This window comes from Natronosalvus vescus (assembly GCF_023973145.1).
Classification (GTDB): Archaea; Halobacteriota; Halobacteria; order Halobacteriales; family Natrialbaceae; genus Natronosalvus; species Natronosalvus vescus.
Map to the genome: position 1 here is coordinate 1,348,190 of NZ_CP099546.1, position 17,853 is coordinate 1,366,042.

The 17,853-nt window shown below is 64.6% G+C and carries 20 protein-coding genes; 16 read left to right on the forward strand and 4 right to left on the reverse strand.

All coding sequences use genetic code 11. The features are described from left to right. Window positions 1–30 precede the first annotated feature (30 nt). The gene (locus NGM68_RS06490) at window positions 31–1,332 is read right to left on the reverse strand and encodes a molybdopterin molybdotransferase MoeA (protein ID WP_252700830.1); all 1,302 of its coding nucleotides are present in this window, start codon (window positions 1,330–1,332) and stop codon (window positions 31–33) included. Window positions 1,333–1,449: 117 nt separating this feature from the next. Here NGM68_RS06490 and NGM68_RS06495 point away from each other — a divergent pair, with 117 nt between their 5' ends. The 5 genes from NGM68_RS06495 to NGM68_RS06515 all read left to right on the forward strand — a co-directional run bounded on the left by NGM68_RS06495 (window position 1,450) and on the right by NGM68_RS06515 (window position 6,761). After that, the gene (locus NGM68_RS06495) at window positions 1,450–2,292 is read left to right on the forward strand and encodes a GIDE domain-containing protein (protein WP_252700831.1); all 843 of its coding nucleotides are present in this window, start codon (window positions 1,450–1,452) and stop codon (window positions 2,290–2,292) included. Between the two features lie 48 nt (window positions 2,293–2,340). Next, window positions 2,341–2,757, forward strand: a complete 417-nt coding sequence (locus tag NGM68_RS06500; RefSeq protein WP_252700832.1) for an Hsp20/alpha crystallin family protein — start codon at window positions 2,341–2,343, stop codon at window positions 2,755–2,757. A gap of 76 nt (window positions 2,758–2,833) precedes the next feature. After that, window positions 2,834–4,438, forward strand: a complete 1,605-nt coding sequence (locus NGM68_RS06505) for an ABC1 kinase family protein (RefSeq protein WP_252701390.1) — start codon at window positions 2,834–2,836, stop codon at window positions 4,436–4,438. A gap of 78 nt (window positions 4,439–4,516) precedes the next feature. Then, complete coding sequence (locus NGM68_RS06510) at window positions 4,517–5,617, forward strand: enolase-like domain-containing protein (RefSeq protein ID WP_252700833.1); 1,101 nt, start codon at window positions 4,517–4,519, stop codon at window positions 5,615–5,617. Window positions 5,618–5,696: 79 nt separating this feature from the next. Beyond that, window positions 5,697–6,761 carry an aminotransferase class I/II-fold pyridoxal phosphate-dependent enzyme gene (locus tag NGM68_RS06515; RefSeq protein ID WP_252700834.1) on the forward strand — a complete coding sequence of 355 codons (1,065 nt, stop codon included), beginning with the start codon at window positions 5,697–5,699 and terminating at the stop codon, window positions 6,759–6,761. 239 nt (window positions 6,762–7,000) lie between these two features. Here the strand turns inward: NGM68_RS06515 and NGM68_RS06520 are convergent, their stop codons facing one another. Beyond that, on the reverse strand, window positions 7,001–7,576 hold the full coding sequence (locus NGM68_RS06520) for a hypothetical protein (RefSeq protein ID WP_252700835.1): 576 nt from the start codon (window positions 7,574–7,576) through the stop codon (window positions 7,001–7,003). Window positions 7,577–7,767: 191 nt separating this feature from the next. On the opposite strand from NGM68_RS06520, the gene NGM68_RS06525 reads away from it, so the two are divergent. The 4 genes from NGM68_RS06525 (at window position 7,768) to deoC (ending at window position 10,295) form a co-directional block, all read left to right on the forward strand. Beyond that, the gene (locus tag NGM68_RS06525) at window positions 7,768–8,142 is read left to right on the forward strand and encodes a translation initiation factor IF-5A (protein ID WP_252700836.1); all 375 of its coding nucleotides are present in this window, start codon (window positions 7,768–7,770) and stop codon (window positions 8,140–8,142) included. Continuing rightward, entirely contained in the window at window positions 8,142–9,005 is an 864-nt protein-coding gene (gene speB, locus NGM68_RS06530) for an agmatinase (RefSeq protein WP_252700837.1), read from the forward strand. Before NGM68_RS06525 ends, speB begins: the two co-directional genes overlap by 1 nt. Window positions 9,006–9,078: 73 nt before the next feature. After that, the gene (locus tag NGM68_RS06535) at window positions 9,079–9,579 is read left to right on the forward strand and encodes a DUF5797 family protein (RefSeq protein ID WP_252700838.1); all 501 of its coding nucleotides are present in this window, start codon (window positions 9,079–9,081) and stop codon (window positions 9,577–9,579) included. 77 nt (window positions 9,580–9,656) lie between these two features. Further along, complete coding sequence (gene deoC, locus NGM68_RS06540) at window positions 9,657–10,295, forward strand: deoxyribose-phosphate aldolase (RefSeq protein ID WP_252700839.1); 639 nt, start codon at window positions 9,657–9,659, stop codon at window positions 10,293–10,295. Window positions 10,296–10,316: 21 nt separating this feature from the next. Here deoC and NGM68_RS06545 read toward each other — a convergent pair whose 3' ends face one another. After that, window positions 10,317–11,687: a M28 family metallopeptidase gene (locus NGM68_RS06545; RefSeq protein ID WP_252700840.1), complete on the reverse strand. Its 1,371-nt coding sequence runs from the start codon at window positions 11,685–11,687 to the stop codon at window positions 10,317–10,319. 230 nt (window positions 11,688–11,917) lie between these two features. On the opposite strand from NGM68_RS06545, the gene NGM68_RS06550 reads away from it, so the two are divergent. From NGM68_RS06550 to NGM68_RS18175, 7 genes are all read left to right on the forward strand, one after another. Beyond that, window positions 11,918–12,382 carry a universal stress protein gene (locus tag NGM68_RS06550; protein ID WP_252700841.1) on the forward strand — a complete coding sequence of 155 codons (465 nt, stop codon included), beginning with the start codon at window positions 11,918–11,920 and terminating at the stop codon, window positions 12,380–12,382. Window positions 12,383–12,618: 236 nt separating this feature from the next. Beyond that, on the forward strand, window positions 12,619–14,385 hold the full coding sequence (arcS, locus tag NGM68_RS06555; RefSeq protein WP_252700842.1) for an archaeosine synthase subunit alpha: 1,767 nt from the start codon (window positions 12,619–12,621) through the stop codon (window positions 14,383–14,385). Window positions 14,386–14,422: 37 nt separating this feature from the next. Beyond that, complete coding sequence (locus tag NGM68_RS06560) at window positions 14,423–14,632, forward strand: hypothetical protein (protein WP_252700843.1); 210 nt, start codon at window positions 14,423–14,425, stop codon at window positions 14,630–14,632. 111 nt (window positions 14,633–14,743) lie between these two features. Next, the gene (locus NGM68_RS06565) at window positions 14,744–14,941 is read left to right on the forward strand and encodes a hypothetical protein (protein WP_252700844.1); all 198 of its coding nucleotides are present in this window, start codon (window positions 14,744–14,746) and stop codon (window positions 14,939–14,941) included. Between the two features lie 73 nt (window positions 14,942–15,014). After that, on the forward strand, window positions 15,015–16,277 hold the full coding sequence (gene gatD, locus NGM68_RS06570; protein ID WP_252700845.1) for a Glu-tRNA(Gln) amidotransferase subunit GatD: 1,263 nt from the start codon (window positions 15,015–15,017) through the stop codon (window positions 16,275–16,277). A 10-nt stretch (window positions 16,278–16,287) separates the two neighbouring features. Continuing rightward, the gene (locus NGM68_RS06575) at window positions 16,288–17,232 is read left to right on the forward strand and encodes a GNAT family N-acetyltransferase (RefSeq protein WP_252700846.1); all 945 of its coding nucleotides are present in this window, start codon (window positions 16,288–16,290) and stop codon (window positions 17,230–17,232) included. Between the two features lie 135 nt (window positions 17,233–17,367). Then, window positions 17,368–17,502, forward strand: a complete 135-nt coding sequence (locus tag NGM68_RS18175; RefSeq protein ID WP_256469939.1) for a hypothetical protein — start codon at window positions 17,368–17,370, stop codon at window positions 17,500–17,502. A 43-nt stretch (window positions 17,503–17,545) separates the two neighbouring features. On the opposite strand, the gene NGM68_RS06580 is transcribed toward NGM68_RS18175, so the two are convergent. Further along, complete coding sequence (locus NGM68_RS06580) at window positions 17,546–17,842, reverse strand: ubiquitin-like small modifier protein 1 (RefSeq protein WP_252700847.1); 297 nt, start codon at window positions 17,840–17,842, stop codon at window positions 17,546–17,548. Window positions 17,843–17,853 lie beyond the last annotated feature (11 nt).

Genomic DNA, 17,853 nt, shown 5'->3' on the forward strand with positions numbered 1-17,853 from the left:
GACGGTGTGCAGTGTCGCCTGTCTGCCCCTCTACCACGACGGCTCCCAGCACTCCACCGTCACTACCTCGCCCGCTGGAATTCCCTCGCTGGACTCTGGAACGACGACCCAGCCGTCCGCGAGGGCAACGCTCGAGAGAACGCCCGACCCGCTCGCTCGAGTTGGCACGGCAACCACCTCGCCCTCCGTCGACCCACCCGAGTTCGAACCGTCCGATTCCGAATCCTCCGATACCGACTCGAGTGACACCCGAGCGAACGTCCGCGTCCCAGGCTCACTCGGAATCTTGCGCTCGAGGCGCGCCTCGACGGTCGGGTGGGGCGTCGGAACGGTTCCCTGCACCCACGACAGCACCGGTCGGAGGAACTGTACCGCGTTGATGATGCAGGCGACGGGGTAGCCGGGAAGCGCGAGCACCGGCGTCTCCTCGACGATACCGAGACAGACCGGGTGACCTGGTTTCAGCGCGACACCGTGGACGAGTACCTCGCCCAGATCGTCGATCACCTCCGGGAGGAGGTCTCGCTGGCCTACCGACGAGCCGCCGGTGGTGACGACGACGTCCTTCGTCAGGTCGCGCTCGATCGCCACCCGAAGCGCCTCGGGGTCGTCGGTGACGACCTCCCGGTGCGTCGAACGTCCGCCCCACCGCTCGACGAGTCGAGAGACGGTGAGCCCGTTCGTCTCGATCACTTCGCCGGGCGCCGGATCGGCCTGGACGACCTCTTCTCCGGTCGGGATCACACCGACGGTCGGGCGACAGGCGACGAGCGGGGTTCGAACGCCGGCCGAGCGCAACAGGCCGAGATCCGAGGGCCGGAGTCGGTGGCCGGGACCGTAGAGATGCTGACCCGCTTTCACGTCCTCGCCGACTGGAGCGACGTTTTCCCCCACCGCGACGCCGTCGAGCACCTCGAGTTCGCCAACCGACTCGAGCGACTCGGTGTGTTCGAGCATGACGACGGCGTCGGCACCCTCGGGAAGGGCGCTCCCGGTGTGGACGCGGCGAGCGGTTTCCGGTTCGACCGACGTGTCGGCGTCGGCCTCGTCCTCGAGGCGGAGCACCGCGGGCGAGCGCTCGGTCGCCCCGAAGGTGTCCGCCGCTCGCACCCCGTAGCCGTCCATCGCGGCTCGCTCGTAGTGCGGGACGTTCACCTCGGCGGTGATCGATTCGGCCAGCACCCGACCGTCGGCGCGCTCGAGCGGGACGCGTTCGTGCTCACAGCTGACGGTTCGATCCTCGAGTGCCGTCTCGAGGATCGAGCGAGCGTCTTCGACACGGGTTCGAACTTTGAACCCCGATTTCCTGCGGTCGTGGTCGGCACCCTCCATACGTTGAGGGGTGGGGCCGATAGGCAAAAGCGTGCGGGGATGTGTCCCGGGCCGGTGTCGGATTGGTTGCTCGCACAGACCGATCATTTTTCTATCACTCGGTGTTAACGGATGGGTATGCCGACGCTGGTTGTCACCCTCCTCGCCCTCGGCCTCATTGCTGCTATCGCCTTTCTCGGGTACGGCCTCTGGGAACTCCGTCTGGCCTATCGAATCTACGGCACCGATCCCGATACTGTTCTCGACGCAACGAACGGTGGGTCGGTCGAACTCGCTGGAACCGTTGCCGTCGAGAACGACGTTATCGAATCGCCGTTCACCCACACCGACTGCGTCGCGTTTTCGTATACGATCGAAGAGAAGCGATCGCGTTCGAGCAAACACGGGAGTAACACGAAATGGGTCGACATCGATAGCGCGACCTACTGGGTGCCGTTCCGACTCGAGGATCGGTCGGGTTCCGTCCTCGTCAATCCCGATGGTGCCCGCTTTCGACTGACCAGGGACAGCTCGATTCGGGTCAAGGGTGGTGACGAGCCACCGGAACCGATCGCTCGGTTCATCGCGTCGGACGAGGACATTTCGGACGAGAATACCTCGATTTCACTCGGGCCGCTCGAGCTGTCGACGGGCCGGACACGCCGCTACCGCGAGCGGCGGCTCGACGTCGGGGCGTCGGTACACGTGCTGGGAACCGCCCGTCACGATACCACCGTCTCGCGGGACGTCGGCCACGTCAATGCCGTCATCGAAGCCTCGGAGCCGGCGAGAGACGGCTGGCCCGCGTGGCTCCGTCATCGGTTGTTCGGCCCACCGTTCGTGATTTTCGACGTCTCGGAGTCACGGGCCGCCCGTCGCGTCGCGTTCACGGGGCTCTTGTCGACGTTCGTCGGACTGGTCGCCCTCGCACTCGTCCTCGCCGTCCCCTTCCCCCTCGGGATCCTAGGAGGGGTTCACTGAGCGACCGGTACCGCGGGCTTTTTCGTATCGGCGTTCGAACCTGTAGGTATGTCAGCGCTCCGTGACGCGTTGGGTGACCTCTCCGACGCCGTGTTCTTCGATCTTCTCGAGAGCGAGGACGCCTACTTGCTCGTCGTCGACGTGCCGGGCGTCTCCGCCGAGACGATCGACGTCGCCGTCGAGAATGGCCGAATCACGATCGAAGCCCGGCGAGAGAAGGATCTGCCCGGAGAGTACCACTACCTCGAGGAGAACCGGTCGCTGTTTCTGGACGTCGACCTCCCGCTTCCGAACGATGCGACGGAGGCCAAAGCCGAGGCGACCGTCGACCGGGGGGTGCTCGAGTTGATCCTCCCGAAACGATCGGCCGCGGACGAAACGAAAATCGACGTCGTCGCGGATGAAGATCCGGACGAGGGCGACGACGATCCCTCCGATTCACCTCGAGCTGACGGAGACGGCTAACCGGAGGTGACCTGAGCTGGCCACCCTACACGCGTACCGTCGGTTCGTCGTCGTCGCCTGGCACTTCTTGCCGCTGTTGCTGGCGTACGCCCGCGACCGCCGACGATGGCTGCTTTTTGGGCGACCCCGACGGGTCGACCCCGATACGCATCGCCACCGTGCGGAGGTGCTCCTCGAGTCGTTGCTCACGCTGGGGCCGACGTTCATCAAACTCGGGCAGTTGCTGTCGACGCGCCCGGACGTTCTTCCACCGGCATACATCGAGGTGCTCTCGGCGTTACAGGACGAGGTGCCACCAGCCGACTGGGCGGATGCTCGGCCAGTCCTCGAGACTGATCTCGGACCGGTGGACGAACGGTTCGACCAGTTCGACACTGAGGCGATCAGTGGTGCCAGCCTGGGTCAGGTGTATCGAGCCTCGATCGACGGGGAACCGGTCGCCGTCAAGATTCGTCGCCCGGATATCGAGACGCTGGTCGAGGCTGATCTGCGGGTGATTCGATGGTCGCTCCCGATACTGATGCGGTTCGTCGACGAGTCCCGCTCGTTCTCCCTCGAGAACCTCGCCGACGAGTTCGCGAAGACGATTCGCGAGGAGATGGACTACGATCGGGAGGCGGCGATGCTCACCGAGATCCGGTCGAACTTCGATGGTGACGATCGGTTCGTGATCCCGTCGGTGTACGAGGCCTACTCGAGCGAGCGCGTCCTCACGATGGAGTACCTGGGCGGGACGAAGATCAACGACGTCGCTGAACTGGATCGAAAGGGAATCGATCGGGAGCAGATTGCCGAGAACCTCGAGCGCTCGTACCTGCAGATGATCATCGACGACGGCGTCTTTCACGCCGACCCGCATCCGGGTAATCTGGCCGTGACGGATTCGGGACAGATCATCTTCTACGACTTCGGGATGAGCGGTCGGGTCGATCCGTTCGTCCAGGAGAAAATCGTCGAGTTCTACATCGCGGTCGCCAACCAGGACATCGACGCCATCCTCGACGCGCTGATCGAGATCGGTACCTTGAGCCCGGAGGCGGATCGTGCGGTGATGGCCGAGGTGATGGAACTGGCTATCGCGGACGCCCGCGGCGAGGCTATCGAACAGTACCGCGTCCAGCAGATCGTCGGCCAGATCGAGGACTCGATCTACGACTTCCCGTTTCGCCTGCCGAAGAACCTCGCGCTCGTGTTGCGGGTCGCGACTGTCGTGGAAGGCGTCTGCGTGACGCTCGACTCCGATTTCGACTTCATCGCGACTGCGACGGACTATCTCACCGAACAGGGCTACCGCGAGGAGTCCATCCAGCGGGTGCTCGAGGACTCCGCGGGGCGGGTTCGCCAGGCGGGCGAGTCCGTGATCAACGTGCCGCCAAAACTCGAGCGAACGCTCGACCGACTCGAGCGGGACGACCAGTTCGTCCGGATCGGCGTCGAGGACTCCGACCGGGTGTTCGCAAAACTCGCCAAACGGCTCGTGTATGGGATGTTGTTAACGATGTCGCTCTTCTCGATGGGCGTGCTCTACGCGCTCGGTGCGCCCGAAGCGTCGGTCGTCGCCGCCGTGTTTTCGGTCGTGTTGACGGTGTTGCTGTACCGGTCGTTCCGCGGGCCGCGCTCGATCAGGGCCAAACCGCAGTTCACCCGCCAGAACCTTCGAGAGCGACGGGGCGAGGACTGATCTCGGGACGCCACCGTCACCCACGCTTCGAGTCGTACTCGGACAAACGTTCTTCTCACTGGCACTCGAGTGTGCAGTATGGCGTACGACCGACTCGCTGCCCTCGAAGTTCGCATCGACGACGTCGACCACCAGCGACTCGAGCGCGAGACCTCGAGTGACTTCACGCGAGTCACGACGGAGATTGCACTCACTGGGCCCAGTTCAGGCTCTGACACAAGCGCAGGTACCGACGACGGGACGGTCACTGGACTCGGAGAGGACGTCACCTACGACGGAGACGAACACGATGCGATTGCCGAGACGGGGCTCCCGACCGGAAAACTCGAGGGCGCGTTCACGCTCGAGTCGTTCTCCGAGAGGCTCAGCGAGGTCGACCTGTTTCCGGCCGGATCGCCAGATAGAGACGACTTCCGCGACTATCGACGGTGGGCGTTCGAGAGCGCGGCGCTCGATCTGGCGTTGCGTCAGGCCGGAACGACGATGGCAGACGTCGTAGAGCACGAACGCAGTCCCGTTCGGTTCGTCGCGAGCACTCGACTGGGCGACCCGCCGACGCTCGAACGGATCGACCACCTCCGAAGGATCGTCCCGGACGTCGAACTCAAACTGGATCCGACGTCGGACTGGACGGACGACGTTATCGACGGACTGGCGGCGACCGATGCGGTTCGAATCCTCGATTTGAAAGGCCAGTACGAGGGGACGGACGTCGACGCGCCCGGGGATCCGGCGCTATATCGACGACTCGCCGATGCCTTTCCGAACGCGGTACTCGAGGATCCTGCCGTGACGCCGGAGACGAGACCGGTGCTCGAGGACGAGGGCGTCCGAGAGCGCCTGTCCTGGGACGCACCGATCCACGGCGTGGCAGATATCGAGGCGCTCCCGTGGGAACCACGGTGGCTCAACGTCAAACCCTCCCGGTTCGGCTCGCTCGAGACCCTGCTCGAGACGCTCGAGTACTGCACCGAGGCGGGGATTATGTGTTACGGCGGCGGCCAGTTCGAACTCGGCGTTGGTCGGGGCCAGATTCAGCTGCTGGCCTCGCTGTTCTACCCGGACTCGCCGAACGACGTCGCCCCGCGGGCGTACAACGAACCGACGGTCGGAGAGGAGTTGCCGACGAGTCCGCTCGATCCCGATAACGCCGAGGGTTCGAGTGGCTTTCGCTGGTAACCGGTCGCAAAGTGGTCTGTGGTACCTCGAGGCTGCCGGAGTCGGTGCCTCTTTGCCCACCCGTCCCGCTCATCCGCGTATGCAAATCGAACCATTCGGCCTCGAGCGCTGGTTCGCGGCGTACGAACACGAGGCGGACATCATGCTTGCCGAGAGCGGCATCCGGAGCCTGCCGGCGAGCCGTTTCGACACCGACCCCGGCGACCTCGGGTACGTCATCCCGACCGATGGCGACCCCGAGTTCCGCGCCGCGGTGGCGGATCGGTACGACCGCGACCCCGAAGAAGTGCTCTTCACCGTCGGTACCCAGGAGGCGAACTTCCTGGCGTTCCTCTCGATCCTCGAGGACGAACGCTCGCATGCGGTGGTGGTCACACCCACGTATCAGGCGCTTCACGCCGTCCCGGACGCTTTTGGAGACGTGACCAAGGTGTCACTCGAGCCGCCAAACTGGGAACTCGACGTTGACGCCGTTGCCGAGGCGATTCGCCCGGAAACCGATGTCATCGTGCTCAACAACCCGAACAACCCGACCGGGCGCTATCACTCCCTCGAGACCGTCGAGGCGCTGTACGACCTGGCCGAAGACAACGATGCCTACCTCCTCTGTGACGAGGTGTACCGTTTACTGGCCGAGAATCCGTTGCCCCCGGTCGCCAGCCTCGGTGAACACGGACTCTCGACGACCAGCCTGACGAAAGCCTACGGCCTCGCTGGCACCCGGTTCGGCTGGCTCGTGGGCGACCGCGACGTGATCGAGGCCGCCTGGACGTGGAAGGATTACACCACCATCTCGCCGTCGATATTCGGTCAACACGTCGCGAAACAGGCGCTGGGCGAGCAGGAAGACGCGATCCTCGAGGAAAACCGCACTCTCGCGGCCGAACATCGAGCGACCGTGCGGGAGTTCGTCGACGACCACGGACTCGAGTGGTACGACCCGGTCGGCGTCAACGGCTTCGTGACCGTTCCCGACGGGTTCGAGAACGGCACCGAGTTCTGTCGAACCGTCGTCGAGGAGGAGAGTGTGGTTCTCGCACCCGGCGACCTGTTCGGGTTCCCCGGCTACTTCCGGATCGGGTTCGGATTACCAACGGACGAACTCGAAGAGGGGCTAGAGCGCGTCGGTCGCGTCATTTCCTGATCGCGGATCGTTCCCGTCGACTCCTGGCGAGAAGTCGCACACACGGATCCAGGGGAACTCACCTCGTTTGTTCTCACAACGATGGTCGTCACTGTGTTCCGGTACGCTCCGTTCGACTCTACGATCAATCGGGAAAACGTCGGTATCGGGGAGTCGCTACGGAGGGAATGTTGTAACGATGTGCCGGCGATCGCTCACCCGGGATCAGCGATCGTGGTACGTGGCTACAAGGAACCCTCTCAGTCACCTCGAGACCGATACGGTCGACAGCTTCCCCAGAGAACCGGTGCGGTCTCGTCCCCTCCGTCGTCACCGCTCTCGACGTCCCGTCGGAGGTCGATCGGTCGGTACCGCGCGTCAGCACATAACCGGTCGGCCAGGGCAGGCGGAATCGACACTCGCTGGCAGAGCCGCGAGACGAATAGACCGCTCGGCCCAAAGGTGAACTGGACGTCGTAATGACGGACGCGGACGTCTTTCTCCTCGAGAACGGGATGGATCGCCTCGAGCACGCTCGCGACGAACTCGAAGACGAGTTCCATGCTCGGGGGATCGGTCATCCCGAGTTCGACGCGAACGACCGGAACGTACACGGGTTCGTCGTCTTCGATTCGTTCGACGACCGCGAGTTCGCGAACCGCTGGCGGACGCTCAAGGTGCGTCCGTTCGACCGTGTGGCTCTCGGCGAGGCACTCCTCGAGTCGACGAATCCGGTCGCTATGGGATCGATCGAGACGACTGCGCACGATCAGCAAGGCGGCGGTCGCGACGGCGGCCAGCACGAACGTTCCGGCGACCAACAGGAGTTCGGGCATCGACTGGTCAACAGTTGGCGAGCGATTCCAAAAGCGTTCGCTCTTCGTTCGCGAACTCATCGGAGATGGTTTTTGGTTTGGGAACCGGGAACTGCCTGTACCCCACCGGGAACGATCGACGGCGTCTCGAGCCGACTCGCCGGGCAACGAGTTTCAATCCCTTTATGGCGTTCGGTTGAGTACCCCGCTGTATGGCGAAACAGCAGAAAGAAGTTCGCGACCTCGGAGAAGGCGGCTACGTCGTCATCGACGACGCAGCGTGCAAAATCAACTCCTACTCGACAGCCAAACCCGGCAAACACGGCAGCGCCAAGGCCCGCATCGAGGCCAAAGGCGTCTTCGACGGGAAGAAACGCTCGCTCTCACAGCCCGTCGACGCGAAGATCTGGGTGCCGATCATCAACCGCAAACAGGGCCAAGTCGTCTCGACCGACGGCGACGACATGCAGGTGATGGACCTCGAGAGCTACGAGACGTTCACCATGCGGATCCCCGACGACGTCGACGCGTCGCCGGACGACAACATCGAGTACCTCGAGATGGAAGGCCAGCGCAAGATCGTCTGATGTTTCCCGGGGCGACCGCCGATCGATCGGAGGCGAACTTCGTCATCGTCGGTGCGCCCCTCGACGCATCGACGACCTTTCAGCCGGGAACCCGATTCGGGCCCCGGCGCATTCGACACTTTTCGGAGACGTTCGACGATTACGACCACCGGACGGGCTTGCGGTTCACTGAATGCGGTGTCCACGACGAGGGTGACATCCACGCTTGGGACGATGTCTCGGAGTACCTCGAGTTTCTCGAGGGAACGCTCAGGGACGCCGTCTGGGACGAGGCCGTGCCGGTCACCCTCGGGGGCGAACACACCGTCACTGCGGCGGGCGTCGGCGCCGTCGACCCCGACGTGTTCGTCTGTCTCGACGCTCACCTCGACCTACGGAGCGCGTACGATGGTAACCCACTCAGTCACGCGTGCGTGACCAGACGCATCCTCGATGCGGCCGACTTCGAGAACGCGCCAACCGCTGACGTCGAGGTCGAGGAAGCGATCATCCTCGGCGCGCGCACGGGCAACGAAGCGGAGTGGGAGCGAGCCAGTGAAGCGGACGTCACGGTCGTTTCACCCGAGGACGTCGCCGACTTCGTCCCGGAACTCGAGTCCCGCCTCGCGGGCCGGGAAGCCTACCTCAGCGTCGACATCGACGGCGCTGACCCGGCGTATGCGCCTGGGACGGGGACGATGGAGCCTTTCGGGCTCGAGCCTCGTGAGATGCGCGAGGTCGTGCGGGTGGTTGCACCCGCGGCGACGGGGTTCGACGTCGTCGAGGTAAATGACCGGGACGACGGACAGGCCGCGTCACTCGCGGGAAAACTGCTTCGAGAATTCGTGTTTTCACACGCGACGGCCGTCGACGGCGGCGACTAAGTGGGTTCGACTCACTGCGTCCCGTGGCGCAACGCAGAAATAGCGAACGCTCGTAGCCACAGGTGATTCGTGGATGACGCTGTCCGATGAGGCGCTCGATCGATTGGCGGACGTAGTTGAGTTACAGCCGACGAAAAACAGTGAGTTACAGGATCGCTGGGAGCTGGAAAGTGGGAGCGAGGTGCACAGCTACCTCGAGAACGAACTCGGGGACTACTACTTTCGTGACGACAACAGCCTGATTCGGACGACCGCTGAAGCGGCCGAACTGGTCGACGTCGAACCTGGCATCGAACTCACCGAGGACGAAGGGCCGCCCTCGCGCGTTCGCGTGCCGGAACTGCACGCACAGATCATCGAGGTGCTCGCGGAACCGGGGGAACGCTCCCAGAGTGTCGTGTCAGTCCTCCACGACCTGCGCGAGACGTTCGATATCGATCCTGACGTCGAATCGGTGCGATCTGGATTACAGAGCCTCCGTCGCAAGGACGTCGTCGAGGTCGAGTACCGCACGGTGCCGACGTTCCGTCTCGCCATCGAGCGCGACGAACTCGAGGTCGCCGTCGCGGCGTAAGCGCGCCGTCGCGAGGAGGGGGTTCCAGCCGGTCGGTACCGGTCGCCTTTTTACGCTGTGAGTGAGTCACACCCGGTATGGATCGACGCGAACTCGCCCCTCTGATCGACCACACGGTGCTCGGGCCCGAAACGACGCCGGCCGATATCGACGCCGTCCTCGAGGTTGCCGACGAACACGGGATGAACGCCTGTATTCCGCCCTATGCCCTCGAGAGGGCGTCCGAAGCGTACCCGGACGTCACCCTCGCGACGGTGATCGGCTTTCCACACGGCCAGAACGATCACGACGTGAAACGCCGGGAGGGCGTCCTCGCCTGGAAGGCCGGGGCTGACGAACTCGACGTCGTGATCAACGTTGGCCTTCTCCAGGCGGGCGACGTGGAAACCGTCGAAGCCGAACTCGAGGAACTCGTCGCCGCCGTTCCCATCCCGGTCAAGGTGATCATCGAGACGGCGTTGCTGACCGACGAGCAGAAACACGACGCCTGCGAGGCCGCGAAATCGGCAGGCGCAGCGATGGTTAAAACGTCGACCGGGTTCGCCGATGGCGGTGCGACCGTCGAAGACGTCTCGCTGATGAGCGAGTACCTGCCGGTCAAAGCCAGTGGCGGCGTCGGCAGCTACAACGAGGCGATGGCCATGATCGAAGCTGGTGCCGAGCGGATCGGCGCCTCGAGTGGTTCGGCGATTCTCGAGGGTGCACCGGAGGCCTGATCGACGTCTCCGATTTCTTTTTCAGCCCCAGGCCTCCGGCCAAATGTCCGAGGCGCGCATCCCTGGCTCGTAATCCTGCTCGAGCAGTACGTCCCGCAATGTCGGTTCTTCCACCCGTGGGGGCTCCTGTTTCGTGAGCGTTCGCGTCACAAGCGCCGTCAGCATGGCGTGCTCACGAAGGTTTCGCGGATCGACTTTATCTCGCGTATCGGCAGCCGTGTGACCCCAGCCCCGGCCACGTTCGCCGCCGTCGGCCGGTTCGCTGTGAAGCTGGAGTGACGGGACGCCCGCCCGGAGGAACGGCCAGTGATCGCTGAACGGGTGCGGGTCGGGGTCGTGAACGATCGGCTGTCCCCACTGGTCGCTCACGTCGGTGGCCATCTCCGCGAGGGGTTCCGACGCGTGGGAGTACGCCTTCAGATTTCGGAACCGACCCGCCCCGTCGACGTTGACGACCGCCCGAACGGACTCGAGGTCGAGGTCGTCGGCCAGCGCCGCCGCACCGAGTAGGCCGATCTCCTCGCTGCCCACGCCGGCGACGCGGACGCGACACTCGAGGTCGTCCTCGATTTCGGCCAGGATCGAAGCGGCACCCAGTACGGTCGCGATGCCACAGCCGTTGTCGAGGGCCCCCTCCGCGATATCGTGGGCGTCGTAGTGGCCGAGGAGGACGATTTCCTCGTCGGTATCGGGGCCGAGTGTGCCGACCACGTTCTGACTCGAGCCCTGTGTTGTCGACGCCTCGACTGTGAGTGTCGCTCGCGCCGTCTCCTCGCCGCCGGCGTAGTCGGTGAGCCAGTCGTGGGTCTCCCTGCTGACGCCGACGCCGGGCATGGCGGCCTCGCGGTCGAAGCGCAGGGAGCCGGTTGGCGGTAGCTGTCCGGGGACGTGATTGGCGAAGAGGAACGCCTTTGCCCCCGCGTCGACGGCATGACCGAACTTCTCCATGCGATGGACGAAGCGCTGGCCGGGCGGCGTCGTCGTGCTCGCGACGACGATCGCGCCGTCCACGGCGTCGCCGGCTTCCTCGATCTCCTTCGGCGTCCCGTAGCCGACGTCGACCAGCGGGGCCTCGAGGTCGCCGGGCGGCGAGTACGGGAGGGCAATCGCGTCGAACGTTCGCTCGACTGGCTCGGTGACAGTCAGGCTGGTGTGGCCGCGCTCCCAGTACTGGATCGGGAACGAGCGCGTCTCGACGTCGGCGACGCCAGCGTCCGAAAACGCCTCATCGACGATATCCGCCGCAGCGTATTCCCCCGGTGAGCCCCCCATCCGGTGCTCGAGCTGGGTTAATTCCGTGAGCAGATTCCACGACTGGTCGTCTCCCCATGCGTAGCCGAGGGCGGCCTCGAGGGCATCGTTCGTGGTCTCTCTATCCTCGTGTGCAGACATAGCCGCAGTTCCCGGCCGGATGAAGAAAGCCGTTGGGTTGGCGGCGGCCTCCGCCGGTGTACCGTTGACTGTCCACTCTCTACCCCCTTACTGACACTTCCCCTCCATTTTTGTTCCACATAGACTATGCAGAACATAGCCGCGAGAGTTCCTCACACACCCACGTGACGGACTCCCATGAGTTGTGTTTTCACGCAAGAACTTTCATATGCCCGATCGTAATCTCGAGTATGAACAACAGCCTCGTCGTCATCGACGACACCGACCGACACCGATCGCTCCTCGAAACAGCCGGCGAACTCGCCACCGGATCGGGAACCAACCTCGTCTTGTTGCCGCTGACGTCGACCGAGGACGTCAACGCCGAGCGCGATGCAATCGGCCAGATCAGCGCCGAGCGCGTCGCCGCGTACGGAACCGACACGGCCGAACAGCGACTGACCCGAATCGCACACACGGTTGCACGCGACGCACTCGCCGATCTCGACGCCGACGTCGACTACCAGGTCGTTCCCAAAATCGTCGATGCGAAGACGGAAGCGACGGCCATCCTCGACGCTGCCGCGGAACACGGCTGTGATCACATCTTCCTCGTCGGCCGAAAACGCTCCCCGACAGGGAAGGCACTTTTCGGCAACCTCGCTCAGTCGATCATGCTCACGTTCGACGGCCAGGTCACCGTCGAACTCGAGTAATCGAGCGACAAGCGACCTCGGCCCGTGTACCCCGCGCGACCCGCGATCGCGAATCGATTTTTAACGCAGGATTAGGGCCCGACAATGCTGACTCGCGTCCGAATACCATCGGCCGGGTAATCCGGTCTGGGAGCCCAGCCACCCGTTTGGTTCCGCGGTCAATTCCGCTATCCGATTACCCTCGAGGGTCGCCCGGTATCGACAGCCTCTTTCACGCTGCCCGTCCGTGTGCTGGTATGACCGAGTACTTCGAGGTTCACGAGCGCGACGGGGCCGCGCGACTGGGCGAACTCCGCCTCGAGACCCCCCGGACGACGCCGGCACTCGTCGACGACCTGCTCGAAGACGGTGGCTCCCTCTGGGCCGCCGACCGCGAGATCCCCGAAGGCGACGACTCCGCGCTGACCGTCCTCCCCTATCGCGGCTTCCCGGGCGGGACGGCTCCCGAGGTACAGGAGTCGTTCGCCGTCGACTACCCCGACGTCTCCTATCCGAGCGTGTCCGTCGTCTCGAGCGAGACCCCCGCCGACCACGGCACTGACGCCTACGCCGTCTCCGACGTGCAGTCGGTCGTCGGCCACGGGGCGGCCCTCGTCAAGGCCGTCGTGAACGTCAAACAGGAGATTCCCGCCGATACCGCCCTGATCTTCTCCGGCGTCGCCACACCCCGAAACGTCGCCCTGCTCGCGTACGCCGGAGTCGACTGCGTCGACGCGTCCAAAGCCATCGTCGAAGGGACACGAGGGAAGTATTTGACCACCGAGTCGGCGTATTTCCTCGAGGATCTCGAGGAGTTGCCTTGCTCGTGTTCGGCCTGTCAGCAGCCCCGCTCGGCGTTCACCCGACAGGATTGCGCCGACCACAACCGCAACGCACTCGCAGCCGAACTCGCGATCGTTCGCCAGCGCATCCGCGACGGTCGCCTGCGCGACTACATCGAGGGGCAAGCCCGCCACGATCAGTGGCTCACCGCGGCGATGCGAGAACTCGACGCCCAGTGGGGGTATCTCGAGGAGCGCACCCCGATCCTCCGGACGGGGAACCTCGACGCGGCGACCGAGGACACTCTCCGTCGAGTGGAGATCCAGCGCTTTGCCGACCGGGTGACCGGCCGGTACCGAAACCGGTTCGACGCCCCGCTCGTCCTCGTGCCCTGTTCGGCCCGCAAACCCTACAGCGAGTCCCAGAGTCACAGCCAGTTCCATCGGACGATCCAGTGGCGCGGCCACCTCGTCTCGATGACCTCGCCCATCGGCGTCGTCCCCCAGGAACTCGAGACGACGTACCCGGCCCAGCACTACGACACCGTCGTCACGGGACGCTGGTTGGCCGACGAGAAGGACTTCGTCGCCCGCGTCCTCGAGCGGTACCTCGAGCGTAACGAGTACCCACGGATCATCGCCCACGTGCCGGACGAAGGCTACCGCGACATCGTCGGACGGGTCGAGGACGAACTCGATCTCGAGGTGACCTACACCGTCGAGCCGGGTGCCCATCCGACCGACGACGACTCGCTTGCGGCCCTGGGCGATGCCCTCTCGGGCGAGTCAGCGTACCGGAAACGCGAGCGCGAGCACAACACCGTCCGGGCCATTGCCGACTACCTGCTCGGCGACGGTGCCGGCGACGACCTGTTCGAGGAGTTCTCCACGACGAGTCACTACCCACGCCTCCAGATCCGGGACACCGACCCCGAGGAAACCCAGCTCGCCACGATGGTACCCCAGTACGGCACGCTCTCGTTCACCCTCGAGGGCGCACAGCGATGGGTCGAGAGCGACGCCCCGGTCAAACGACTCGAGATCGACGGCTTCGTCCCGCAGGGAAGCGTCCTGGCACCGGGCGTCGTCGACGCCGACGACGACATCCGCGTCGGCGACGAGGTGATCGTCGAGGGGCCACGAGCGTTCGGTGTCGGCCGCGCCGAGATGTTCGGTCGCGAGATGGTCGAGAGCACGCGCGGCATCGCGTGTGAGATTCGTCACGTCGAGGAGAAAGCCTAAGGCGAACCGCGCGTTCGATCGACTCGTATCGACCTACATGGCGACGCTCGCGACACTCACGTTCGGCCTCTTCGCACTCGGCGTCGGCACGCTCGCGTACGTACTCACGGCGAACCTCGAGCGCCAGCCGGAGTACCCGACGCTCATGACCGACAGGATGCGCCTCATCGGGTTACTCATCGCGCTCGCTGGCGGCGGACTGGCCGTGATCTTCCTCGGCTATTCCGTGATCTCGTACGTCGGATAGAGTACTGTAGCGGTCAGATGTCGACGATTCCGGCAGGGTAGCACCGAAATTGGCCCAGAACCGTCCGATTTTTCAAGCTCCTCTTCTTCTCGAGAATCTGTACGAGTTGCTATGGATCTCTTCTTGGTTCTGATTGGCTGCTCGCTCATCGTCGTCGGGCTCGCGTTGCTGGTCGGTACCCGAACGCTCCTGGAGCGACTCGCCGTCACAGAAACGGGGATGGACGCACTCATTTACGGCGGCGTGCTCGGCGGCGCGCTGTCGCTGACGATCGGCGTCGTCGTCGTGCTGATCGGGCTGCTCTGGTGACGGCACGACCCCAAAGTCCGGCACCTGACGGTGAAAGCGTGCTTTCAAGTCCGCCGACGCGAAACCCTGATTTATGAGCCAGACCCCAGCCCCAGGCGATCGCGTCCGCGTCGAGCGCGCGGATCGAACGTACGAAGGCGTGTTGCTCCCCTCGAGCACCGACGACCACCTGGTCGTGAAACTCGAGGGCGGGTACAACGTTGGAATCGACCGCGAGGAAGCCGCCCTCGAACTGCTCGCCGAGGACGTCTACGACGTGGAGACGTCACAGAGCGACGATGGCACTTCCGAAATCGAGTTCGACGACTCGCTACCAACCATCTCGCTCATCTCGACCGGCGGCACCATCGCCTCCACGGTCGACTATCGGACTGGTGCCGTCACGGCACAGTTCGACGCCGAGGACGTCCTTCGGGCGGTTCCCGACCTCGCGGGTCGGGCGAATTACCGCGGCCGGGTCGTCGCGAACATCCTCTCCGAGAACATGGAGCCGCCGATCTGGCAGGATCTCGCGGCGGCGGTGGCCGAGGAGATCGAACTGGGGGCCGACGGCGTCGTCGTCATGCACGGTACAGACACGATGCAGTACTCCGCCTCCGCGCTCGCGTTCATGCTCGAGACGCCCGTCCCGGTCGTCTTCACCGGCAGCCAGCGCTCGGCCGATCGGCCGTCCTCGGACAACGTGATGAACGCCGTCTGTGCCGTCGAAGCCGCGAAGAGCGACTGCGCGGAGGTACTCGTCTGCATGCATGCCAGCGAGAGCGACACCACCTGCGCGCTCCACCGGGGCACCCGCGTCCGGAAGAATCACACCTCCCGACGGGATGCATTCGAGACCGTCGGCAGCGAGCCGCTGGGGACGGTCGACTACGACACCGAAACCGTCGCTCTCTCCGGGGACTATACCGAACGCGGCGACGTCGACCTGGACGTCGACACCGACCTCGAGGAGTCCGTCGAACTCGTCAAGTTCACGCCCGGGATGGATCCTGCGTTCCTCGACGCGGTTTCCGGTTCTGCCGGCCTCGTCCTCGAGGGCACCGGGCTCGGACACGTCCACACCGACCTTATCCCGCAGGTCGAGTCGCTCGTCGAGGACGGTACGACGGTCGTCATGACCAGTCAGTGTCTCGAGGGGCGCGTGTGTGACCGGGTGTACGACACCGGTCGCGACCTGCTGTCGGCGGGAGTTCTCGAGGGTGAGGATATGCTCCCCGGGACGGCGAAAGTCAAACTGATGTGGGCGCTCGCGAACGCGGACGATCCAGCAGAAGCCATGCAAACCTCACTGGCGGGCGAGATTCAGGAACGGTCGGTGCCGTGGGAGAGCCAGTGAGGTGCCTTCGATGACGAACGAGAACTCCACGGCTGCCCCAGACGACCTCGAGATTCGACGCGCCACGCTCGACGACCAGGAAGCCGTCGCCGCGATGACCAGCGACATCTGGAGCGACCGCGGCGGCGACTACCTATCACGGGTCTACCCGGACTGGCTCGAGGAGCCGACCGACGACCACAAACGGACGTTCCTGATGGACGCGGGGGACGCCGTCGCCGGTATCGTCCAGGCCGTAATGCTCTCGGACGACGAAGCCTGGTTCCAGGGACTGCGCGTCCACAGCGACTACCGTCGCCGGGGCGTCAGCCAGCGGCTCAACGAGGCGTGTTTCGACTGGGCAGTCGATCGGGGGGCGACCGTCGGCCGGCTCATGATCTTCTCCTGGAACGCGCCGGCACTCGGCGCGTCCCGGGCTGCTGGCTACGAACCGGACACGGAGTTCAGGTGGGCACATCCGAAGCCCGACGCGGAGGCAGAAGGGCCACATCCGGTCACAACCGCCGGCAACGTAGACCGGGCCTGGCGGTACTGGACGGCGAGCACCGCTCGAGACCACCTCCGCGGGCTCGCGCTCGACCTCGAGGAATCGTGGGCGCTCAGGGAACTCACTCGATCGGATCTCGAGACCCTGGCCGACGAGACGGTCGTGTTCACCGTCGATCGACCCGACGGCGTCGCCGGAATGAGCTACCGAAACCGCACCTACGAGCGCCACAACGACGACGGCGATACCGACCTGTGGGTCGAGTATGGCGTGTCGGCCTGGGACGACATCGACGCCGCACGGTCGCTGTTCGCTTCCATCGCTCGAGATGCGGCGTCGCTCGAGGCCGACCGGACACGCGTGTTGATCCCCGAAACCGTGGGGGTAGTCAGCGATGCCTCCTACGCCGGGGCCCAAATCTCCGAGGAGCCGGATTTCGTCCTCGGTGTGGATCTCAGCGCCTGGTAAGTGCTCGCGTTTTTCCTTTGCGTGACTCGCTCTGGCGGGAGGTATCGTCATCGCATGGAACGGATTCGGCCGTCAGCACCTCGTCCCACACGGAGACGACGAAAGTGTTAACTGCCGTGGGTCGGAGCGTCGAGTATGGGTCTCGGTGATCTCCTGTTTACCTACGAGGAAAAGATGCTCCCGCCGATCGTCGTCGTGACCACGACGCTTCTGATCGCGATTCTCGTCCTCGGCGCGGCGATCCGCGTCCTCCTGACGGTGCTATTCTGACCGTCTCTCGAGTTTCCAAGGTCGACGTCGATACTCGAGGAGACTACGTTTGAGAGCCACCGCTCACCGGTGGAAACAGCGCAAGTTCGTCGTCCTCCTCGAGTTTCGTCTCTAATCCCTGCTCCTGACTGCGGACGTCCTTCCCGTTGCGAAGCACGTTGATCTGTGAGCGGAGTTCTCCGTGCTCGTCCTCGAGTACCCGTTCCGACAGCGCGGATCGATCCGCGAGCAATGCCTCGAGGGCGTCACCCACGGTGTCTCCGGCACCGACGTCGACGGTGACGGTTCGGTCGCCGGCGTGTTCGGCGAGATCCGCGAACAGCTTCCACTCGATAGCCATACTGGCGGGTA